The 21,432-nt window shown below is 34.8% G+C and carries 21 protein-coding genes; 15 read left to right on the plus strand and 6 right to left on the minus strand.

What is annotated here, in order from left to right; all coding sequences use genetic code 11:
- Positions 1-78 precede the first annotated feature (78 nt).
- The 6 genes from ACJJVJ_RS13375 (at position 79) to ACJJVJ_RS13400 (ending at position 5,366) form a co-directional block, all read left to right on the plus strand.
- Positions 79-657, plus strand: a complete 579-nt coding sequence (locus ACJJVJ_RS13375; RefSeq protein ID WP_405370876.1) for a PASTA domain-containing protein — start codon at positions 79-81, stop codon at positions 655-657.
- Positions 657-1,697, plus strand: a complete 1,041-nt coding sequence (locus ACJJVJ_RS13380; RefSeq protein ID WP_405370878.1) for an RluA family pseudouridine synthase — start codon at positions 657-659, stop codon at positions 1,695-1,697. The genes ACJJVJ_RS13375 and ACJJVJ_RS13380 overlap by 1 nt, the downstream gene beginning before the upstream one ends.
- Before the next feature lie 197 nt (positions 1,698-1,894).
- The gene (gene yaaA / locus ACJJVJ_RS13385) at positions 1,895-2,656 is read left to right on the plus strand and encodes a peroxide stress protein YaaA (RefSeq protein ID WP_405370880.1); all 762 of its coding nucleotides are present in this window, start codon (positions 1,895-1,897) and stop codon (positions 2,654-2,656) included.
- Positions 2,657-2,672: 16 nt separating this feature from the next.
- A complete protein-coding gene (gene radC / locus ACJJVJ_RS13390) occupies positions 2,673-3,371 on the plus strand; it encodes a DNA repair protein RadC (RefSeq protein WP_405370882.1) in 699 nt (232 codons plus the stop codon).
- Positions 3,371-4,684, plus strand: coding sequence for a DUF7033 domain-containing protein (locus ACJJVJ_RS13395; protein WP_405370884.1), 1,314 nt, complete (start codon positions 3,371-3,373; stop codon positions 4,682-4,684). Before radC ends, ACJJVJ_RS13395 begins: the two co-directional genes overlap by 1 nt.
- A complete protein-coding gene (locus ACJJVJ_RS13400) occupies positions 4,674-5,366 on the plus strand; it encodes a YjjG family noncanonical pyrimidine nucleotidase (protein ID WP_405370885.1) in 693 nt (230 codons plus the stop codon). The genes ACJJVJ_RS13395 and ACJJVJ_RS13400 overlap by 11 nt, the downstream gene beginning before the upstream one ends.
- Here the strand turns inward: ACJJVJ_RS13400 and ACJJVJ_RS13405 are convergent.
- The gene (locus tag ACJJVJ_RS13405) at positions 5,348-6,640 is read right to left on the minus strand and encodes a replication-associated recombination protein A (RefSeq protein ID WP_405370887.1); all 1,293 of its coding nucleotides are present in this window, start codon (positions 6,638-6,640) and stop codon (positions 5,348-5,350) included. The two genes, ACJJVJ_RS13400 and ACJJVJ_RS13405, sit on opposite strands and share 19 nt — an antisense overlap.
- Before the next feature lie 119 nt (positions 6,641-6,759).
- Between ACJJVJ_RS13405 and ACJJVJ_RS13410 the strand changes: the two genes are divergently transcribed.
- Positions 6,760-7,437: a rhomboid family intramembrane serine protease gene (locus ACJJVJ_RS13410; RefSeq protein WP_405370888.1), complete on the plus strand. Its 678-nt coding sequence runs from the start codon at positions 6,760-6,762 to the stop codon at positions 7,435-7,437.
- A gap of 10 nt (positions 7,438-7,447) precedes the next feature.
- On the opposite strand, the gene rlmB is transcribed toward ACJJVJ_RS13410, so the two are convergent.
- The 5 genes from rlmB to ACJJVJ_RS13435 all read right to left on the minus strand — a co-directional run bounded on the left by rlmB (position 7,448) and on the right by ACJJVJ_RS13435 (position 15,414).
- Positions 7,448-8,182 (minus strand): 23S rRNA (guanosine(2251)-2'-O)-methyltransferase RlmB, encoded by a 735-nt coding sequence (gene rlmB / locus ACJJVJ_RS13415; RefSeq protein ID WP_405370890.1) that lies wholly within the window; start codon positions 8,180-8,182, stop codon positions 7,448-7,450.
- A 91-nt stretch (positions 8,183-8,273) separates the two neighbouring features.
- Entirely contained in the window at positions 8,274-9,020 is a 747-nt protein-coding gene (locus ACJJVJ_RS13420; RefSeq protein ID WP_405370892.1) for a hypothetical protein, read from the minus strand.
- Positions 9,021-9,037: 17 nt separating this feature from the next.
- Positions 9,038-10,546 (minus strand): RagB/SusD family nutrient uptake outer membrane protein, encoded by a 1,509-nt coding sequence (locus tag ACJJVJ_RS13425; protein ID WP_405370894.1) that lies wholly within the window; start codon positions 10,544-10,546, stop codon positions 9,038-9,040.
- Positions 10,547-10,557: 11 nt separating this feature from the next.
- Complete coding sequence (locus ACJJVJ_RS13430) at positions 10,558-13,638, minus strand: SusC/RagA family TonB-linked outer membrane protein (protein ID WP_405370896.1); 3,081 nt, start codon at positions 13,636-13,638, stop codon at positions 10,558-10,560.
- A gap of 117 nt (positions 13,639-13,755) precedes the next feature.
- Complete coding sequence (locus tag ACJJVJ_RS13435; protein ID WP_405370898.1) at positions 13,756-15,414, minus strand: BamA/TamA family outer membrane protein; 1,659 nt, start codon at positions 15,412-15,414, stop codon at positions 13,756-13,758.
- A 167-nt stretch (positions 15,415-15,581) separates the two neighbouring features.
- Here ACJJVJ_RS13435 and rpsL point away from each other — a divergent pair, with 167 nt between their 5' ends.
- From rpsL to rplB, 8 genes are all read left to right on the plus strand, one after another.
- On the plus strand, positions 15,582-15,956 hold the full coding sequence (rpsL, locus tag ACJJVJ_RS13440; RefSeq protein ID WP_015361172.1) for a 30S ribosomal protein S12: 375 nt from the start codon (positions 15,582-15,584) through the stop codon (positions 15,954-15,956).
- A 67-nt stretch (positions 15,957-16,023) separates the two neighbouring features.
- A complete protein-coding gene (gene rpsG / locus ACJJVJ_RS13445; RefSeq protein WP_041566866.1) occupies positions 16,024-16,500 on the plus strand; it encodes a 30S ribosomal protein S7 in 477 nt (158 codons plus the stop codon).
- Between the two features lie 3 nt (positions 16,501-16,503).
- Complete coding sequence (fusA, locus tag ACJJVJ_RS13450; protein ID WP_104515665.1) at positions 16,504-18,642, plus strand: elongation factor G; 2,139 nt, start codon at positions 16,504-16,506, stop codon at positions 18,640-18,642.
- A gap of 11 nt (positions 18,643-18,653) precedes the next feature.
- Entirely contained in the window at positions 18,654-18,959 is a 306-nt protein-coding gene (gene rpsJ / locus ACJJVJ_RS13455) for a 30S ribosomal protein S10 (protein ID WP_008992279.1), read from the plus strand.
- A gap of 94 nt (positions 18,960-19,053) precedes the next feature.
- A complete protein-coding gene (gene rplC, locus ACJJVJ_RS13460; RefSeq protein ID WP_104515664.1) occupies positions 19,054-19,671 on the plus strand; it encodes a 50S ribosomal protein L3 in 618 nt (205 codons plus the stop codon).
- Positions 19,671-20,300, plus strand: coding sequence for a 50S ribosomal protein L4 (rplD, locus tag ACJJVJ_RS13465; protein ID WP_104515663.1), 630 nt, complete (start codon positions 19,671-19,673; stop codon positions 20,298-20,300). Before rplC ends, rplD begins: the two co-directional genes overlap by 1 nt.
- 3 nt (positions 20,301-20,303) lie before the next feature.
- Positions 20,304-20,594 (plus strand): 50S ribosomal protein L23, encoded by a 291-nt coding sequence (gene rplW, locus ACJJVJ_RS13470; RefSeq protein ID WP_104515662.1) that lies wholly within the window; start codon positions 20,304-20,306, stop codon positions 20,592-20,594.
- 13 nt (positions 20,595-20,607) lie between these two features.
- Positions 20,608-21,432: a 50S ribosomal protein L2 gene (gene rplB, locus ACJJVJ_RS13475; protein WP_104515661.1), complete on the plus strand. Its 825-nt coding sequence runs from the start codon at positions 20,608-20,610 to the stop codon at positions 21,430-21,432.

The raw sequence follows: 21,432 nt of genomic DNA on the forward strand, positions 1-21,432 counted from the left end.
TCTATCCTTATCTTTGTTCTTTTATTAACGGTCATAGAAAAATACATCTTTTCGAGCCTATAAAATCATTTTATCCTTATGAATTTCTTCAGATTCATTTTTACTAAAGCCTTCTGGATCCAAGTAGTTATTGCTGGATTAGTTACTGTTTTATTATGTTTTGCTTATTTATTCTGGCTAGACTGGTATACTAATCACGATCAGGAAATTAAAGTGCCTAATTTAGAAAAACTGACACTCACTCAGGTAGATGAGCAGTTAGAACAGCTTAATCTGCGTCGCAAGATTATCGATAGTGCTAGTTTTAACCCTGCTTATGCACCTAGAACGGTAATAGAACAAGATCCACTAGCAGATAAGTTAGTAAAAGAGAATAGACAGGTTTATATCAAATTAAATGCGTCTGGTTATGGAAAAGTTACTGTTCCAGATTTGATATATAAAACTAAAAGGCAGGCTATACCTACATTAGAAGCTTTAGGCTTTAAAATAGGTGATATTACTTATAAACCTAATATTGCAGAAAACACAGTGCTAGAAATGCGTTATAAAGGTAAAAAACTTGAGCCTGGAACACAATTAAGTAAAACATCTACTATAGATCTAGTCTTAGCAGATGGTCGTAATCCATCTTCAACCTTAGAATCTAGTAACTAATGAATAACGAGGTAGAACACGACGATTTAGAAGAGAAAACGAAACACGAACATCATCATTTTGTTGCTGGTAGTGGACAAGACCCTTTACGTATAGATAAATATTTAATGAATTTTATAGAGAACGCAACACGTTCTAAAATTCAGCAAGGGATAAAAGAAGGAGCGGTTACCGTAAATGGAGACGTTGTAAAATCTAATTACAAGGTAAAACCTCATGATGATATTAGAGTTTTATTTGACCATCCGCCGCATGAATCACTTCTTGTTGCTGAAGATATTCCTCTAAATGTAGTTTATGAAGATGACCATTTAGTAGTCGTTAATAAGCCTGCAGGTATGGTGGTGCATCCAGGACATGGTAACTATTCAGGTACTTTAATTAATGCTCTGATTCACCATTTTGATAATTTACCTAATAATACGAGTAATAGACCAGGTCTAGTACATAGAATAGATAAAGATACCAGTGGTTTACTAGTTGTTGCAAAAACAGAAGAAGCAATGGCACATCTATCTGCTCAATTTGCAGCAAAGACCAGTGAGAGAGAATATATCGCTATAGTGTGGGGTAACTTTACAGAGCCTAAAGGAACAGTAGAAGGTAATATAGGACGCCACCCTAAAAACCGTTTACAAAACACTGTATGGTTAGGTGAAGATGCTTATAAAGGTAAGGTCGCAGTTACACACTATGAGGTGACTGAAGATCTAGGTTATGTAAGCGTTATAAGTTGTCGACTAGAAACTGGTCGTACACATCAAATACGTGTACACATGAAATTTATAGGACACACCTTATTTAACGACGAGCGTTATGGAGGTGATAAGATTCTTAAAGGAACTAACTTCACTAAGTATAAACAATTTGTAGACAATTGTTTTAAAGTCTTACCACGTCAGGCATTACATGCTAGAACATTAGGTTTTGAGCATCCACATACTAAGGAGTGGATGAGTTTTACAAGCGAGGTTCCCTCTGATATGGTAGAATGTATAGAGAAGTGGCGTGTATATGCTACTAATTCAAAAGATATGTAAATGAATGGTAATTATCTCGCTTTCGCGAAAGCGAGATAATTATTTACCAATCGTTATTATTACATCTAGACTATAGTATTTGATTATTAAAAACAAATGCATTATAATCATTACTTATACGTGTATTAAGAACTTAACTTGAAATTGAGTGCTTAATCGCATTACCCATAGTATTTTTACGACTCAAAATTTAAGTCATGAAAATCTTACTTTCTCCAGCAAAATCACTTGATTATAAAACCGATTTACCTACTGATAGAGCTACACAGCCTTTATTTGTAGAAGATGCCATTAAGATAAATGCAAAGTTAGAACGCATGAGTACAGGTGAAGTAGGTAAATTAATGCATATTTCTGATAAGCTAGCAGATCTGAATTACCAACGCTATAAAAGTTTTGAGTCAGAATTTAATACAGAAAATGCACGTCCAGCGATCTATGCCTTCTCTGGAGATGTTTATACTGGTTTTAATGCCTATGATCTAGATTCTAAACATTTAGATTATGCACAAGATAATATTCGTATTCTATCTGGAATGTATGGTTACTTGAGACCATTAGATTTATTACAACCTTATCGCTTAGAAATGGGGACTTCTTTACCTATAGAAAGTAATAAAAATCTTTATGAATACTGGAAAGATAAAATCACACCAGCATTGAATAAAGAAATCAAAGAAGGTGAGTTATTAGTTAATCTAGCTAGTAATGAGTATTTTAAGGCTATAGATAAAAAGCAACAGCACGGTACGATTATTTCTCCTGTTTTTAAGGACTTTAAAAACGGTAAATTAAAAATCATATCTTTCTTTGCAAAAAGAGCTAGAGGTACAATGGCAAGATATCTAGTAGAAAATAAGATTGATACTTTAAAAGGTATCCAGTCATTTGCAATGGATGATTATAAATACTCTGAGCAGGAAACCGTTAAAGAAAACGAGCCGGTTTTTGTGAGATAAGTTCTATCTTTCGTTCATGGAAGAAGAAAAAGCTCATTTTTCTATTAAAGACTGGTCGCTCAATGATAGACCTCGAGAAAAATTATTACATAAAGGTAGTTCATCACTTTCTGAGGCAGAGTTAATTGCTATCTTAATAGGTAGCGGTACACGTAAAATGAGTGCCGTAGAATTAAGTCGCATTATAGTTAATGACGCTCAAAATTCATTAGATATTTTAGGTAAAAAAAGCCTGAAGGAACTTATGAAATATAAGGGAATAGGAGAGGCTAAGGCTATTACCATTGCCGCGGCAATGGAACTGGGAAAACGTCGTGCTATGGAAATGCCTATAACATTACCTAAGATTAAATCTAGTAATGATGCTTTTAAAATATTGCAGCCTATTTTAGGTGAATTACCGCATGAAGAATTTTGGATTTTATTATTAGATAATAGCCATAAAGTTTTAGAGAAAAAAAATATAAGTATAGGTGGAATTACTGGTACTCTAGTAGACACAAGATTGGTTTTTAAAAAGGCTATAGAAGCCGGTGCTGTCGCTATGGTGTTATCTCATAATCACCCTAGTGGTAATTTAAAACCTAGTCATCAAGATAAAGCTCTTACTATGAAACTGGTGGAAGCAGGTAAGTTATTAGATATTAAAGTTTTAGATCATTTAATTATAACGCAACAAGGCTTTTACAGCTTTGCAGACGAAGGCCTGATGTAATGATATTAGTTTACTGTTCTCATATAACGCCTAGGAAAGAATACATTTTCAAGCATATTTTCCGTAGAATGATGATGCAAGAATTTAAACTTACATCAGATGTAAGTGAATTTGTAAGTCACTCTGGTGTTAAGTTAAGTTATGGAGTTAAACCACTAGGAGATGAGCTTTTTATATGGTCTCAAGGATTATTGGATGAAACTGGTATAGATTATCACGAGATAGATTTTCATAAATGGGACGAGTTACCCATATTTTTTAAAGCACCAGATAGGAGTGATATTCCTTTTGATATATTCTCTGCAGCATTTTATTTAATCACTAGATACGAAGAGTATTTACCACAAGTAAAAGATGATCTAGGTAGATATAGTGCTAAAGAAAGTGTAGCGGTTCAAGGCTGCTTTATTTTAATGCCTGTAGTAGATTTATGGGTTAGAAAACTTCTAGATATATTAAATAGAAACTTTGAGGTCTCATTAACAAGAAAACAGAAGCTTAAAACTACTGTTGCTATCGAGGTGTCCTCCTTTTTTAAATATCGTGGTAGAGGTGCTCTAGATAATTCTATGATGCTTTATAATCACTTTAGAAGATTTAAAATAAGACCTTTTTTTAAACAGATTGTGGTCCTGTTGGGGTTAAGAGTAGATCCTTTTAAAAACTATGAAGAGTTAATCTCTACGATAAGGAAGAAATGGAAATACGGTAAGAAATCTACTAATGCAGCGCATAACATGATTTTCTTTTTTCACTTAGGGAGCTATAATCGCGTAGATAATGGTATCAATTATACATCTAGAAAATACCGTGAGGCTATAAAACTAATAGGTGATTACCTAGATATAGGTTTACGTTTTTCATTTTATTGTAATGATAATGAGGTTCTAAAACAGGGTAGGAAGTTTGAAGAAATATCTAACCGATCTTTACATAAAACTATGGCAGCGTATTCTAAAATAGCAACACCTGGTCATTACAAGCGGTTAGTAGACCTAGAAAAATTAGAGGATTACAGCATGGGTTATGAATCCATGCCTGGTTTTAGAGCTAGTACGAGTCATCCATTCTATTTCTATGATTTAGATTATGAAGTACAAACCCCTTTATTAATATATCCATATGCTTTGCATTATAAAAGTATTTCTGGCAACATGCTTAATGGACAAAAACAAGTAGTACAACAATTAAAGCGCAGGGTAGAAGAGGTGTCAGGGCATTTTATTGTTATGTTCAATTATGCTCAATTTGAGAAAGGATTAAAAAGTCATGCGACTACCACATTAGAATATATATACGATAATGAAGTTTAATAATTTAGAACACATTTTTTTTGATTTGGACCATACCCTGTGGGATTTTGATCTAAATAGTAAATTAACCTATCAACAAATCTTTGAAGAGCATCATGTCGATTTAGATTTAGAAAAATTCATAAGGATATATGAACCGCTTAATCTGCAATTTTGGCGCATGTTTAGAGAAAACAAAATCACTAAAGAAGATTTACGTTTCCAACGACTTAAAACTGCTTTTGATGCTTGTGACTACCCATTAACAGACGAACAAATACATCTCTTTGCAGATTTGTATATCAAATACCTGCCCAATCATAATCATTTATTTGATGGTTGTATAGAACTTTTAGATGCACTGTATGAAAAGTATCAACTGCATCTAATTACTAATGGATTTAATGGTGTACAGCAAAATAAAGTGAAGAATTCTGGATTATCAAAATACTTCAAGGTAGTTCTTACAGGTGAGACAGCAGGTGTGAAAAAACCTGCGCCACAAATCTTTCATAAAGCATTAGAAATGGCAGGTGCCAAGATAGAAAATAGCATTATGATAGGTGACAGTTTTGAGGCAGATATTAAAGGAGCTCAGAATATAGGCCTGCCGACTATATGGTTTCATGTCACTAATGAAGAAATAAAAGAAGGAGAGGTAGTAGTGCATCACCTTAAGGATATTTATCCTTTATTATCATAATCATAATGATCTTTCCAGCGTTTTTGTAAAAAATCTCTTTGTGTTTGCTCTCTAGGGTTATTACCAGGTTCATAAAACTTGGTTTTACTTATTTCTGTAGGTAAAAAGTCATAATGAGCAAAATTACCAGGGTGGTCATGTGCATATTTGTATTGCTCTCCATAACCTAACTCTTTCATGAGCTTTGTAGGAGCGTTTCTTAGACCTAGTGGCACAGATAGGTCTCCGGTTTCTTTTACAGCACGTTGAGCGTTTCCTATAGCCATGTAGCTAGAATTGCTCTTTAAAGAAGTAGCGAGATAGACAGCACACTGACTTAAAATGATACGCGATTCAGGATAACCTATGGTAGACACTGCTTGGAACGTATTATTAGCCATGATTAATGCTGTAGGATTTGCATTACCTATATCTTCAGACGAGAGTATGAGCATTCTACGAGCTATAAATTTTAAATCTTCACCGCCTTCTATCATGCGTGCTAGCCAGTAAACCGCTCCATTAGGATCACTACCTCGTATGGATTTTATAAAAGCACTGATTATGTCATAATGTTGTTCTCCAGTTTTATCATACCTAGCTGGGTTTGCTTGGACTTGAGATAACACCATTTTATTAGTGATTATAATTTTGTCTTCAGTTTGTGCATTTACCACTAATTCAAAAACGTTGAGTAGTTTTCTAGCATCACCACCACTTATTCTTATTAGAGCTTCTGTTTCAATAATTTCTATATCTTTCTTAGATAATATTTCATCTATTTCTATAGCTCTATTAAGTAAATTTTCTAGGTCCGCTTTCGCGAAAGCGTCTAAAACATAAACCTGACAGCGAGATAAAAGTGCAGGAATGACTTCAAAACTTGGGTTCTCTGTAGTTGCCCCAATAAGAGTTACCCAGCCTTTTTCTACAGCACCCAGTAAAGAATCTTGTTGGGATTTACTAAAACGATGAATTTCATCTATAAAAAGTATAGGGTTCTTTGCAGTAAATAGTCCTCCTGAATTTTTAGCCTTTTCAATAACTTCTCTTATATCTTTTACACCACTATTTATGGCGCTCAAAATGTAGAAAGGTCGTTTACTTTCTGCAGCAATAATTTGTGCAAGAGTAGTCTTACCTGTACCTGGTGGTCCCCATAAAATCAAAGATGGAGTAGTACCGTTTAGTATATGTTGTCTCAACGTTCCTTTGTCACCTACTAGATGTTGCTGACTTAGGTATTGATCAAGATTAATAGGTCTTATACGTTCTGCTAGAGGAGTGTTTTGCATGGTGCTAAATTAAAGTTTCTATCCTACTCATACAATTTGATTAACAATAGTTTTGTCGTTTATGTCATGACATTTTTGGTAGATATAGGTTTGGCTTCTATATTGATAACTTTGTTGTAATGAAAGATTCTGATTATTTTAAATTTGATATAGTAACCGTTTTTCCGGCCTTACTTTTTGTGCTTATTATGTGGGCGGTATATTGGTTAGAAGTTAAATTTCACTTCCGCTTCAATAGTCATGGAATACAACCGCAGAACGTGTCTGGTTTACAAGGTGTTGTTTTTGGGCCTTTTATTCATTCAGGTCTTAAACATTTATGGAGCAATTCTTTACCTAGTCTTGTACTTATAACAGCTTTGTCTTTTTTCTATAGAAGAATTAGCTTATTTGTTTTAATAATAGGACTTCTTTTAACTGGTATTCTTACTTGGTTAATAGGTAGACCATCTTATCATATAGGAGCGAGTGGTGTAGTGTATATGTTAACAGCTTTCTTGTTTTTCAAGGGTTTGTTTACTGGTCATTACAAACTGTTGTCATTAAGTTTTTTAGTCGCTTTTTTCTATGGAAGTATGGTGTGGTATGTTTTACCTATAGAAGAAGGTATTTCTTGGGAAGGACATTTAAGTGGTGCCATCTCTGGAATTGTCTTAGCAATTTTCACTAAAAACAAACTCCCACAAAAGAAAAAGTATTTGTGGGAGTTAGATCATTATAAAGAAGATGAAGATCCTTTTATGCGTCATTTTGACGAAAATGGAAACTTCATTGAATTCTCTGAAGAAGAGGAGTAGGAGTAAAGGGTTATAACTTTTGTCTTACTACTTCATATAACATGGCTCCACACGCTACAGACACATTTAATGAAGCGATATCACCTTGCATTGGTAATTTGACAACGTGATCTAGAATCTTTAAAGTAGATGGGTTAATACCTCTGTCTTCACTACCCATAACTATGGCTAGTGGAGTGTTGAGATCTACATCATATATTAAATCTGTAGTTTTCTCATTTGCCCCAGCAGTTTTCACACCGTATGCTTGCAATAAAAACACAGCATCTTTAATGTGGTTCACTTTACAAATAGGCATATTAAATACAGCTCCTGCACTTGTTTTTACAGTAGCTGCGTTTACAGGTGCGCTTCCTTTTTCAGATACTATAATGGCTTTTACTCCAGTACATTCTGCTGTGCGTATAATAGCACCAAAATTTCTAACATCAGTCACACCATCTAGTAATAAGAACAATGGTTTTGTTTCCATATCTGTATTTTCTAGAATCGTTTCTAGATCATGAAAATTAACAGGAGAGATACTAGCTGCTGCCCCTTGATGGTTTCCACCTTTGGCTATGTGATCAAGTTTTTCTGATGGTACATAAGATACGGCTATGTTGTTTTTACGAGCTGCATTTTGAAGTTGGTGCATAAGTACACCGTCAGCTTCTTTAAGAAGGTAGAGTTTAGATATCTCTTTGTTACTTTCTATCGCTTCTATAATTGCTCTTATTCCGTAAATGTATGTAGTCTTTTCCATGCTGCAAAGGTAGTAGTAATTATTTGAGTTTATTGCATAAAAAAACCCAAGCCTAAGCTTGGGTTTCTAAATTTATAATGTGTGTCAATAATTATTGATTCACACAGAAAGGTACTGATTGACTTGGACCAAAATCACCACCACCTGAAGCAAAAGTAATAATTGAACAAGTTAGTGTAAAATTACCATTAGGATTAGTTCCATCAACTTGACCATCACCAAATGAATCTGTAATAACTGCAGTATAGCAACCGTCTGCTAAGAAGATATCAGCTGTAAATGTTTGAACAGCTTGACCCAAAGTACCTGCAGCTAGTTCATAAACAACGGTATTAGTGTCATCCAAAATTTGGAAGCCAGTTTCTTGAGCATACAAATCAGTATTGATCGTTAATGTTGCGTCATTGCATACAATCTCACGGAAATAAGTTAGATTAACTATATCAGCATAAGCAGTAGCACCTTCAGAAGGTGTTAGTTGTATAGATGCGTTTCTTAAATCACCATCATTACCACCAATAGCAGCAAAATCTATGTTTATGTCTAAGGAACCTTCATAAGTGTCTGCTGGGATAACAACAGATCCTACAGTAATAGCAGCAGTATCATCAGCTTCTAATACAGAAACATTGTAAGTTCTACTTTCTGCAGAAATAGTTGTTATTTCTACTGGTACAGTTACCGTTGCACCAGCTTGTGGTACCGATGTTTCAAAATTAGTTTGCTTAAAAGAAATAGCTGTATCTCCATTTACATTGTCAAATACAACAGCATCTTCATCACATGAAGCAAGTAATGCTATCACACAAACTCCAATAAATTTTATATAATTTTTCATTTTTTAAATTTTAGATATTAGTAACCACTATTCTGTTGTGCAGCAATAACTGTATTTGTTCTAGTCTCGTCTTGTGGAATAGGAAGAGCTTGAACTCTAAAGTCATTGAAACTTAAATCACATTCTGCTGATGGATAAAGTGAACAGTCTATTTCATTTCTGTCGTAACCTTCACCTGCTAAATCACCGATTCTTCTTACATCAATATATCTATGACCTTCGGCAAAAAATTCAATTTTTCTTTCAGCTAAAATGTCGCTAAATGCTTCAGTTTGACTAGCGTATACAGGAGCAGGAGCAGGTGTGGTGTAACGTGCGTCTCTGATGATTTTAATTTGTTGTGCTGCTGTTATAAAGTCACCTCTACTAGCCGCTTCTTCAGCAAGGATAAAATACATTTCAGCTACTCTAATTACTTTGATGTCGTTAGTGTAACCACCTACTAGACCAGCAATTGCTGGGTTACCAGGATACTTATCTACTACAAGAACATCACCTGTTCTTGGATTAGCTTCTGCGTTATAATCAGGACTTACAACTGACGTAATATCAATGTAAATATCTCTTCTTATATCTCCAAAAGCGGTAGCGTTTGCATCTAATACATCAAATAAATTTCTACTCATTTCATAGTTTACAGCACCGTCAAAATCACTTTCGTTAGTGTTAAATATTTGACCTGGTCTAGATCCATTATTAAGTGTTGAAACGAATTTGAAAATTATCTCATTACTACCTGAAGATGGATCATCTTGCCAGATTCTACGATGTGCAGCTAAATCTGCAGTTGTAGGGAAAGAGTAATCAGCTAATACAGAATTAGCAGCAGCGGCAGCAGCAGGGTAATCTTTATTATACAAGGCCATTCTTGCTCTCAACGCTCTAACAAATTTAGCATCAATAAATATTTGAGATGCATTGGTTCCTGCAGAAGTAAATAAAGCCTCGGCTCTATCTAAATCATCATTAATTAGGGTTAAAACTTCACCTACTGTATTTCTACCGAAATTATCTAAAGGATTAGGTACAAAATCAAGTGCGATAACTCCTAATGAGTTGTTGTCAGCTAAATCTTCTGCAAAAAAGCTTAATAATTTACTGTGACCTAAAGCTCTTAAAGCCAAAGCCTCCGCGACGCTTTCGTCATATAAGGCTTGTTCAGCGGCATCAGCCGGAACAATATTTTCAGCTGCTGCTAATAAAACATTTGCTCTTAAAATCAGGTTATAGTTATTTAACCAAATACTACTTACTATACCAGTGCTAGGATTTAAGGTGTAACCATGTAATGCTGATCCTTGTTGTCCAACTAGACCAACTGCTGCTTCATCTGTAAATTGAGACGTAAATGAAATCTCAGTTGATGATACACCAGAAAGGTATACTCCTGAAGTTCCAGTTTTTAAATCTTCTACTGTGATAAAAGCATTAGCTGCTCCTAATTCACCAGGCTGTACGATATCTGTAGCATCCTCACAAGAGAATGTCATCGCTACAGCTGCTATTAATATTACTATTTTTTTCATTTTCGTTTTTTCTAAAAGTTTAAATCAATTCCTACACTAATAGTTCTTGGAGTTGGGTATCTGTTTGAGTTAGACTGTGCTGAGTCAAGTGTTAAACTTGCAGGTCTTTCCGGATCACTACCGTTCCACTTAGAGAAAGTTAATAAGTTCTCAGCGCTAACATAAATTCTTCCACTAGATAAAAAGATATTATCTGTTAATTCCTTAGGGAAGTTATATCCTACTTGAACAAAACGTAATCTTAAGAAATCAGTGTCAGTTAAGAATCTGTCAGTAGTTACTCCATTTGCAACTAAGTTAGTAGCATCAAAAGCAGCAACATCTGTCACTCTATTATCAGGTGTCCAAGCTCTATCAAAACTTGAAGATATCTGATATGTACCAAGGTTAGTAGGATCTAAATATCCTTCTAAATCAGTGTCATATTTTGCTATTCCAGTCATGAAAGTAAATTGAGTTTCAAAAAAGAAATTTTTGTAACCGATGTTAGTACCAAAACCTCCTTGAAATTCAGGATTACTTCCTTTACCAGTATGTCTTCTGTCAGCATCAGTGATATTTTCTGTAATATTTCCATCAATATCTTCAAATAATAGATTACCATTTGCTGGATTGATTCCTCTGTAAGGTACTGCAAAGTATTCACCTAGTTGATGACCTACTTCTATAACTCTACCTGCATCGGTTAAATCTTGTCTACCATCTGGTAAATCTATAAATGTAACTTTGTTTTTGTTATATGCTATATTACCAAATACTGTTGCGAAAAAGTCGTCAGAATTAACTCTCTGTACTATATCATAACTAAGACCTAATTCCACTCCTCTGTTGTACATATCACCAAGGTTAGCAGTAGTAGAGTAACTTCCATTAATACCAGATATAAACTGACTAAAGAATAAATCGGTAGTATTCTTGTCATATACATCTAAAGTACCTCTTAGACTATTGTTAAACATTTGAAATTCAGCACCGATGTTAAATGTAGATACAGTTTCCCATTTTAAATCAGGGTTTGCTATAGTTCCTCCTCTTACAAAAGTTTGGCTGTCATTGTAACCAGATCCAGTAGCAAACAATTGTCTTGTATTACTTAGAGCGCCATAATAACCACCACCTAATCTATCGTTACCAGTTACACCGTAACTAGCTCTTAATTTTAAAACATCAATAACTTCAGAATCTTTTAGGAAATCCTCTTTGTGTAAGTTCCATCTACCTGCAACCGAGTAGAAAGTACCCCATGCATTATCGTCTGTAAATCTAAATGAAGCATCTCTTCTAACTACGGCAGTAAATCCGTATGTATTGTCATAATCGTAGTCAAATTCTCCAAAGTATGAAAATAAACCTGTTTCATTCTTACCTGCGAATACAGTTGGAACGTATAAGTCATCTGCTCCAGAATCTAGTAAGTAACCGCTTCCATCTCCAAATGAGAACGTTCTTGGGTCTAAACCATTTTGGTTATAGCCGAATTGTTTTAGTTCAGCTTTTACGTATTCTACATAACCGTTTGCTAGTATTCTATGCTTTTTTGAAGCATCATCTTCTCCAGGACCAAATTTCTTTTCCCATCCTAAGTTTAAACTTGAATTGAATCTGAAGTCTCTTAAATATGTTTCTGATTGATCTCCTTCTAAAACACCATTACCTCTTATTTGAGATAAAGCTGAGTTTGGAGGGTTTGATCTAAGACCTATAACATTTTGATAATCCATTCCTATTCTATATCTTACTGTAAACTCATCGCTGATATCGTACTCAGCGTTTGCACCTACGATCATTTTTAATTCATCGTTGGTGTTAACATTTTTAGTAACATTGTCAATTAGTACAAATGGAAAGTTTTGTAATCCATTGAAATATTCTTGAAAGATATTTGGGTCATAAGCATTTGCATCTAGATAAGGCAATGCGTTGTTTGCTCCAAATGTAGAACTAAAGTATATGAAGTTGTTTCTATTTGAAGTTGTTGCATCTGGTTCTGTTTGAGATGCATTCTTAGAATATCCCATGAATATATTAGTACCATATCTAAATCTTCCATTTTCAGATTTCCCAGTTACGTTATTTCTTACTGAAAACCTTTGAAGACTACTATTTAAAAGAGAACCTTCTTGATCTGTATAGTTTACAGACGTAAATTGTGTAGCTCTTTTGCTTCCTGAAGATAAACTTAAATTGTGTGATTGTGATACACCTGTCTTAAAAAATACATCTTTCCAATCAGTGTTGACATCAAATGCATCTATTTGAGCATCAGTTAATGTTGCACCTAAACCAGCTCCTTGGGCTTGCTCAAATCTTAAATACCCTTGTGCATCATAAATTTCGTAGTCATTTTCAATTAACTCAGAAAAAGATGTAGTACCAGTATAACTTACCTTCAAAGGAGAATCATAACCACCAGATTTAGTAGTTAAAATAATAACACCATTTGCTCCTCTATTTCCATAGATTGCAGTAGCGGCAGCATCTTTAAGTACAGTTGTACTTTCAACATCGTTTGGGTTGAAAGATCTAAATACGTCTTCATCTACTGGTACTCCATCAACAAGAATAAGTGGTTCTGTGTTACCATTAATTGAACTAGGTCCACGTAGCTGAATAGTCGAGTTAGCACCAGGTTGTCCAGATCCAGTTTGAACCGTAAGACCAGGAATTTGACCCTGTAGTCTTTGGATAATTGATGCGTTTGGTCTATCCGCTGTATCTTCTCCACTGATAGTGGTGCTTGATACGTTACTAGTGGTTTTAGTTGCAGTTCTGTACGCTTGTACAACTACAGTGTCTAATGCACTAGATACCATTGTGATATTTATTGTCGTTTGATTTCCTACTATAACTTCTTGTGAATCATAACCAGTGTAAGAAAATACTATAGTACTCTCTGGTGTAGCTTCAATTGTGAAATTACCATCAAAATCAGTAGAGGCGAATGTTGATGTCCCTTTAATAGACACAACCGCACCAATAACTTCTTCCCCATCGGGACCTGTCACCTTACCGGTAACAGTTTGTTGTGCAAAAGCTACTTGCGCAACTAACACTAGCAAAAGTGTTAAAATTCCATTTAATTTTGTTTTCATGTTTAGATTTATTTGAATTAGCCAGCTCCAAAAATCAAAAAAAGAAGTTAATAAAACAACTTTTCTGTGTTCTATTTATACTATTTCTTAAGATCTCATTAACATTAAGCTAACATATCAGAAATTTATTTTTAAGCTTATATGAGCTATTGTGCTGGATAAGTCCACTTTAGCATCTTCAAATCGGCCGTTTGCGATGCTTAAATTTAATATTCCAGCTTGTGTTAAAATTGCAATTCCTCCTCCAAAACCGTAAAGCTTATCAAGGTTTTTACTGTTAAAATTCTCAAATACACCTATATCTAGAATGGTGTGAAGGTAAATTTGATCGTTTAAACGGTATCTATACTCTGTAGCGAGCGTCGTATAGAAAGAGCTGTCAATGCTATTTTGGTTAAAACCTCTAATGCTTCCCAATCCTCCGAACTGATAAAGCTCATTAAATTGTATGTTTTTCGATTTCAAATAATAGCTAGTGATATTGCTTAAAAATACACTTCTATGAGATAGATGCCATAACTTTAAAAAGGTTGCGTTAAAACTTAATTGTTTTTCATTTATTTCTATTCCAGTCCTTTTTATTAATCCGAAATTCGCTTTTAAATAGAAGTTTTCTGGCATTAAAGGATCAGTCGTGTTTTTTTGATAGTTAGATGTTAGTTCAACTCCGTTTTTGATGTAGTTTTCTAGATCTGTATCTGTTGCTGTAGCATTGGATGTTGCCGATTTGTAGTTAAGTCCTAAGCTAGTTTTCCAGTTTGGTTTATAAAATAACCCAGTGCTGAATGATGTGCTTTGGTATGTGCTGTCTCTACGCTGAATATTTAATTCTGTATTTATACCTATTGGAGTCTTCCATACATACGGTAGATTTATACTAGTTTGAAAATTGGTTTGATCTCCATTATCATTTCGATATTGTAAAATGAAAGTTTCAGCTCTATTTAAATTATTCTGTAATTTTAAATCTATATATCCATTCAGTTCTAGTTTTCCATCTGTGGTGTTGTTAAAGCCTAATAAGCCTTCTGCAGTATTGGTGTTGATTTTTTCTAAATAAACATAAATATTAGTGGAGTCTTTTTTAAATAGGACTTCGGTTTTTTTAGTTTGTTTTGCAAAAGGTATGTTTTTTATAATTTCATCTATTTCTTTAATTGTTTTTTCATTATAGTTTCTTGTTTTGTTGTTAAATGAAGATATAGTTGTTTTTGGAAAGTTAGTGTAGCCTTTTAAAATGATGTTGTCGATATAACGTTTTTCAATTATCTTGAAATTTAAATTTGCTGTTATAGTATCGCTATCGTTTAGTTTTATATTGGATAATTTTATTTCGTTAAAGGGGTATCCCATTTCTTTTAATTGCTCATTGTAATCATCAATGATTTTTTTTTGATCTTTAATTGTTATTATGTTTTCTCGCTTTCGCGAAAGCGAATGCATAATCAAACTATCTTGTTTATTTTTAATATTGAAAAAGTATTTAATGTGGGTGTATTTTCGGTTTAAGTTAATAGTTACCTTGGAAATATTATTTGTGATTCTTTTAGGTTCAGAAATTAATAGATTTAAATATCCTTGATTTTTTAATTGTGATTTTAAACTGTCGGTTATTTTATTAGGAGTGGTTGAATGGTTTAATTGTATAATTCTTGTAGAGTCTGCTTTTTTTGTAGTGTTGCTTTTGTACTGCAGTAAGACTTCTTTATTCTGTGATAATAAAGAATGGGTGGTTAGTATATATATAATAAGGACTATGCAGGATTTGATTTTCATTAATATCTATTGTTTTTCATCATTTTGTAAACGGTAATTTTTTCTTGTTTCTTGTGTATTTTGAAAAGATATTCTAAATATTTGAAACTGAGGTTTGAATAACTCTTTTTTATTCATACCTTTGCCGACTCTTAAAAAAGGGAATTAATTTATTAGCGTAAAACAATATGCCAACGATTTCACAATTAGTACGTAAAGGAAGAGCCAAAATAACCAAGAAGAGTAAATCGGCTGCTTTAGATTCTTGTCCTCAACGTCGTGGAGTATGTACACGTGTTTACACAACTACACCTAAGAAGCCTAACTCAGCAATGAGAAAGGTTGCAAGGGTTAGACTTACTAACGGTAAGGAAGTAAATGCTTACATCCCAGGAGAAGGACACAATCTACAAGAGCACTCGATAGTATTGGTTAGAGGTGGAAGGGTAAAAGATTTGCCAGGAGTTAGATATCATATCGTGCGTGGGGCACTGGACACCGCTGGTGTTGCAGACCGTACACAACGTAGGTCTAAGTATGGAGCAAAACGCCCAAAGAAGTAAACCAATTTTTAAAGATTCTAACAATACTCTGTTAGGGTTTTTTAATTAACAATTTCAACAAGAAGAAATGAGAAAAAGACAGGCCAAGAAACGTCCTATCCTTCCGGATCCACGTTTTAACGACCAGCTAGTGACACGTTTCGTTAACATGATGATGTTACACGGAAAAAAGTCTACGGCTTTCAAACTTTTCTATGATGCAATGGATATTGTAGAAGAAAAAAATCAAGATGAAGAGAAAACTTCTTTGGAAGTGTGGAAAGATGCGTTATCTAACGTTATGCCGCACGTTGAAGTGCGTTCACGCCGTGTAGGTGGTGCTACGTTTCAAATTCCAATGCAAATCAGACCAGATAGAAAGATATCTACAGCAATGAAGTGGTTGATTAGTTACTCTCGTAAGCGTAACGAAAAATCTTTTTCTGTAAGATTAGCTTCTGAAATCCTTGCTGCGGCTAAGGAAGAAGGTGCTGCTGTTAAGAAAAAGGTAGACACTCATAAGATGGCTGAAGCAAATAAAGCATTCTCACACTTTAGATTCTAAGAAATGTCAAGAGATTTAAAATTTACTAGAAACATAGGTATTGCTGCTCATATTGATGCAGGTAAAACAACTACTACTGAGCGTATCCTTTATTATACAGGAGTTTCTCATAAGATAGGTGAGGTTCATGATGGTGCTGCTACTATGGACTGGATGGAGCAAGAGCAAGAGCGTGGTATTACTATTACGTCTGCTGCTACTACTTGTACATGGAAGTTTCCATTAGAAAATGCTCAAACTACTCCTGATACGAAGGATTATCACTTTAATATTATTGACACACCTGGTCACGTTGATTTTACTGTAGAGGTAAATAGATCGTTGCGTGTATTAGATGGTTTGGTTTTCTTGTTTAGTGCTGTAGATGGTGTTGAGCCACAATCAGAAACTAACTGGAGATTAGCAGATAATTACAAAGTGCCACGTATTGGTTTTGTAAATAAAATGGATCGTCAGGGGTCTAATTTCTTAGCTGTTTGTCAGCAAGTTAAAGATATGTTGAAGTCTAATGCGGTGCCAATTGTATTGAACATTGGTGACGAAGATGAGTTCAAAGGTGTTGTTGATCTTGTAAAGAATCGTGCTATTGTATGGCATGATGCTACGCAGGGTTCTACTTTTGATGTAGTGGACATTCCTGAGGACATGAAAGAGGAAGCGAGAAAATATCGTGGGTTGCTAATCGAAGAGGTTGCTGCTTATGATGAGAACCTTCTTGAAAAATTCATGGAAGATGAGGATTCTATTTCAGAGGATGAAGTGCATGCTGCTCTTCGTGCTGCTGTTATGGATATGTCTATCATTCCTATGATTTGTGGTTCTGCGTTTAAAAATAAAGGTGTTCAATTTTTATTAGATGCAGTTTGTCGTTACTTGCCTTCTCCTACGGATAAGGAAGGTATTGTTGGTACAAATCCTGATACAGAAGAACAAGAATTACGTAAGCCAAGTGTTAAGGAGCCTTTTGCTGCTCTTGCATTTAAAATTGCAACGGATCCTTTTGTAGGTCGTCTTGCATTTTTCCGTGCCTATTCAGGTCGTTTGGATGCTGGTTCTTATATATTAAATAATCGTTCAGGTAAAAAAGAACGTATTTCACGTATTTATCAAATGCATTCTAATAAACAGAATGCTATTGAATACATAGAAGCTGGTGATATTGGTGCAGCAGTAGGGTTTAAAGATATCAAGACTGGTGATACTATGTCTGATGAAAAGCATCCTATTGTTCTTGAGTCTATGGACTTCCCAGATCCAGTAATCGGTATTGCTGTAGAGCCTAAAACTAAGGCTGATGTGGATAAAATGGGTATGGCTTTGGCAAAATTAGCTGAAGAAGATCCTACTTTCCAGGTAAGAACTGATGAGGCTTCTGGTCAAACTATTATATCTGGTATGGGTGAGCTTCACCTTGATATTATCGTTGACCGTATGCGTCGTGAATTTAAAGTAGAGCTTAATCAAGGTGCTCCTCAAGTGGAGTATAAAGAAGCTATTACAAGATCTGCTGATCACAGAGAAACTTATAAGAAGCAATCTGGTGGTCGTGGTAAATTTGGAGATATTGTCTTTACTATTGAACCTGCTGAAGAAAATGAAGAAGGTAAGGTAGAAGAAGGTCTTCAGTTTGTTAATAAAATTAAAGGTGGTAATGTTCCTAAGGAATTTATTCCTGCAATTGAAAAAGGTTTCCGTGAAGCTATGAAGGCTGGTCCTCTTGCCGGATTCGAAATGGATAGTATGAAAGTTACTCTTACAGATGGTTCTTTTCACCCTGTAGATTCTGATGCTCTTTCTTTTGAATTAGCAGCTAGGATGGGTTATAAAGCTTCTGCTAAGTCGGCCGGTGCTGTTATATTAGAACCTATGATGAAACTTGAAGTTATTACTCCTGAAGAAAATATGGGTGATATAGTTGGTGACCTTAACCGTCGTCGTGGTCAAGTAAATGACATGGGTGACCGTAATGGTGCAAAGGTTGTAAAGGCTGATGTTCCTCTTTCTGAAATGTTTGGTTATGTAACAACGTTACGTACTCTTTCTTCAGGTCGTGCAACGTCTACAATGGAATTCTCTCATTATGCTGAGACACCTTCTAATATTAGTGAAGAGGTAATAGCAGCAACAAAAGGTAACAATTAATATTTCAAACGATGAGTCAAAAAATCAGAATTAAACTCAAATCATACGATTATAATCTGGTAGATAAATCTGCTGAAAAAATCGTTAAAACTGTAAAAAGTACTGGTGCTGTTGTAACTGGACCTATTCCACTTCCTACACACAAGAAGATTTTTACTGTGTTAAGATCTCCTCACGTAAATAAAAAATCACGTGAGCAATTTCAACTTAGTTCATATAAGAGACTATTAGATATATATAGTTCTTCTTCTAAGACTATTGATGCTCTTATGAAGCTTGAACTTCCTAGTGGTGTTGAAGTTGAAATTAAAGTGTAATTACTTTAATTTATTAAATCAAAATTTGGTTCCGTCTATTATTAGGCGGAACTGTTTTTAAAATTATATATAACAATTATTAATTAATATAAATATGTCTGGGTTAATAGGAAAAAAAGTCGGAATGACTAGTATTTATGATGAGAACGGCAAAAACATGCCTTGTACTGTTATAGAATTAGGTCCTTGCGTGGTTACCCAAGTCAGAACTGAGGAGGTAGATGGATATGCTGCTTTGCAATTAGGTTTCGATGACAAATCAGACAAGAATGCTTCTAAGGCTGCTCAAGGGCACTTTAAGAAAGCAGGAACTGCTGTCAAAAGAAAAGTTGCCGAATTCAAAAGTTTTGATGAGGAATACAAATTAGGAGATTCAATTACTGTTGATATGTTCACTGAAGGTGAATTTGTAGATGTTTCAGGAACCTCTAAAGGTAAAGGTTTTCAAGGTGTTGTTAAACGTCACGGTTTTGGTGGTGTTGGTCAAGCTACACATGGTCAACATAACCGTTTGAGAGCTCCAGGATCTATTGGAGCTGCATCTTATCCTGCACGTGTATTCAAAGGAATGCGCATGGCTGGACAGATGGGGAATGAAAAAGTAAAAGTTCAAAATTTAAGAGTTTTAAAGGTTGTTGCTGACAAGAACCTACTTGTGGTTAAAGGTTGTGTACCTGGTCATAAAAATTCTTATGTAATCGTACAGAAATAATGAAGGTAGCAGTATTAGATATAAAAGGAAAAGAAACTGGACGTCAGGTAGAATTATCTGAAGAGATATTCGGTATTGAGCCTAGTGAACACGCTATTTATCTTGATGTAAAGCAATATCTTGCTAATCAACGTCAAGGTACGCACAAAGCTAAGCAACGTGCAGAGATTGCAGGTAGTACTCGTAAGATCAAAAAGCAAAAAGGGACAGGTACAGCTCGTGCTGGTTCTATCAAGTCTCCTGTATTTAGAGGTGGTGGTCGTATTTTTGGTCCTGTACCTCGTAGTTATTCATTCAAATTGAATAAAGGTCAGAAGAGATTAGCTCGTAAAAGTGCACTAAGTCAAAAGATGTCTGAAGGTACACTTTCAATTGTTGAGAATTTCAATTTAGATGCTCCAAGTACTAAGGATTTTGTTAAGGTTTTAGAAGGTCTAGGTCTTGAAAATAAAAAATCTCTAATTGTCTTGGGGGAATCAAATAATAATGTATATTTGTCTTCGCGAAATTTAAAGGGTTCTGATGTTGTACTTAACTCAGAATTAAGTACTTACAAAATTTTGAACGCAACTAATGTTGTTCTTTTGGAAGGTTCGTTAGAAGGAATTGAAGAAAATTTAAGTAAATAAGCTATGAGCATTTTAATTAAACCGATTATTACTGAGAAGGCAACTAGAGATAGTGAGCTTCTAAATCGTTATGGTTTTGAGGTGTCTTCAAAAGCTAATAAAGTACAAATAAAGAAAGAAGTTGAAGCGACGTATGGCGTTACTGTTCTTAAGGTTAGAACAATGAATACACGTATTGATCGTAATACTAAATATACTAAATCAGGGATTCAAGTTGGTAAAACAAGTGCACGTAAGAAGGCATTTGTACAGCTTAAAGATGGTGAAACCATTGATCTTTATAGTAATCTATAATTAAAAGACAATAATGTCAGTAAGAAAATTAAAACCTGTAACTCCTGGACAGCGATTTAGAGTTGTGAATGGCTACGACGCTATCACAACTGATAAGCCGGAGAAGAGTTTACTCGCTCCGAAAAAACGTTCAGGTGGTCGTAATGCTAGTGGTCGTATGACTATGCGTTACATTGGTGGTGGTCATAAGAGACGCTACCGTATCATTGATTTCAAAAGAGATCGTCATGGTGTTCCTGCAACTGTTGCGTCGATCGAGTATGATCCTAATCGTACTGCTTTCATAGCTTTAGTTAATTATCAAGATGGAGAGAAGCGTTATGTAATTGCTCAGAATGGTATGAAGGTTGGTCAGAATATTGTTTCTGGTGAATCTGCAACTCCAGATGTTGGTAATGCAATGAAGTTGTCGCAAATGCCTTTGGGTTCAATTATTAGTTGTATTGAATTACGTCCTGGACAAGGGGCTGTGATCGCTCGTAGTGCTGGTTCTTTTGCTCAGTTAATGGCTAGAGATGGTAAGTATGCTACTGTTAAGATGCCTTCCGGTGAAACTAGATTGATTTTACAAGAATGTTTAGCTACTATTGGTGCTGTTTCTAACAGTGATCATCAACTTGTTGTTGGTGGTAAAGCTGGTAGATCTAGATGGTTAGGCAGAAGGCCTAGAACTAGACCGGTTGTGATGAATCCAGTGGATCACCCAATGGGTGGTGGTGAAGGTAAGTCTTCAGGTGGTCATCCAAGATCTCGTAATGGTATACCTGCTAAAGGTTATCGTACACGTGATAAGAATAAAGCTAGTACTCAATATATAATAGAACGTAGAAAGAAATAA

The sequence above is a fragment of the Nonlabens sp. Asnod2-A12 genome, from assembly GCF_045063745.1.
In the GTDB taxonomy this organism is placed as follows: domain Bacteria; phylum Bacteroidota; class Bacteroidia; order Flavobacteriales; family Flavobacteriaceae; genus Nonlabens; species Nonlabens xylanidelens.

Bases quoted from the DNA above. Each gene is read 5' to 3' on its own strand.
- rlmB (WP_405370890.1), bottom strand. From the start codon at position 8,182: ATGGAAAAGACTACATACATTTACGGAATAAGAGCAATTATAGAAGCG.
- ACJJVJ_RS13400 (WP_405370885.1), top strand. From the start codon at position 4,674: ATGAAGTTTAATAATTTAGAACACATTTTTTTTGATTTGGACCATACC.
- rpsJ (WP_008992279.1), top strand. From the start codon at position 18,654: ATGAGTCAAAAAATCAGAATTAAACTCAAATCATACGATTATAATCTG.
- ACJJVJ_RS13380 (WP_405370878.1), top strand. From the start codon at position 657: ATGAATAACGAGGTAGAACACGACGATTTAGAAGAGAAAACGAAACAC.
- ACJJVJ_RS13420 (WP_405370892.1), bottom strand. From the start codon at position 9,020: ATGAAAAATTATATAAAATTTATTGGAGTTTGTGTGATAGCATTACTT.
- ACJJVJ_RS13430 (WP_405370896.1), bottom strand. From the start codon at position 13,638: ATGAAAACAAAATTAAATGGAATTTTAACACTTTTGCTAGTGTTAGTT.
- rpsG (WP_041566866.1), top strand. From the start codon at position 16,024: ATGAGAAAAAGACAGGCCAAGAAACGTCCTATCCTTCCGGATCCACGT.
- rplC (WP_104515664.1), top strand. From the start codon at position 19,054: ATGTCTGGGTTAATAGGAAAAAAAGTCGGAATGACTAGTATTTATGAT.
- yaaA (WP_405370880.1), top strand. From the start codon at position 1,895: ATGAAAATCTTACTTTCTCCAGCAAAATCACTTGATTATAAAACCGAT.
- ACJJVJ_RS13410 (WP_405370888.1), top strand. From the start codon at position 6,760: ATGAAAGATTCTGATTATTTTAAATTTGATATAGTAACCGTTTTTCCG.
- rplB (WP_104515661.1), top strand. From the start codon at position 20,608: ATGTCAGTAAGAAAATTAAAACCTGTAACTCCTGGACAGCGATTTAGA.
- ACJJVJ_RS13425 (WP_405370894.1), bottom strand. From the start codon at position 10,546: ATGAAAAAAATAGTAATATTAATAGCAGCTGTAGCGATGACATTCTCT.
- rplW (WP_104515662.1), top strand. From the start codon at position 20,304: ATGAGCATTTTAATTAAACCGATTATTACTGAGAAGGCAACTAGAGAT.
- rpsL (WP_015361172.1), top strand. From the start codon at position 15,582: ATGCCAACGATTTCACAATTAGTACGTAAAGGAAGAGCCAAAATAACC.
- fusA (WP_104515665.1), top strand. From the start codon at position 16,504: ATGTCAAGAGATTTAAAATTTACTAGAAACATAGGTATTGCTGCTCAT.
- rplD (WP_104515663.1), top strand. From the start codon at position 19,671: ATGAAGGTAGCAGTATTAGATATAAAAGGAAAAGAAACTGGACGTCAG.
- ACJJVJ_RS13375 (WP_405370876.1), top strand. From the start codon at position 79: ATGAATTTCTTCAGATTCATTTTTACTAAAGCCTTCTGGATCCAAGTA.
- ACJJVJ_RS13435 (WP_405370898.1), bottom strand. From the start codon at position 15,414: ATGAAAATCAAATCCTGCATAGTCCTTATTATATATATACTAACCACC.
- ACJJVJ_RS13405 (WP_405370887.1), bottom strand. From the start codon at position 6,640: ATGCAAAACACTCCTCTAGCAGAACGTATAAGACCTATTAATCTTGAT.
- ACJJVJ_RS13395 (WP_405370884.1), top strand. From the start codon at position 3,371: ATGATATTAGTTTACTGTTCTCATATAACGCCTAGGAAAGAATACATT.
- radC (WP_405370882.1), top strand. From the start codon at position 2,673: ATGGAAGAAGAAAAAGCTCATTTTTCTATTAAAGACTGGTCGCTCAAT.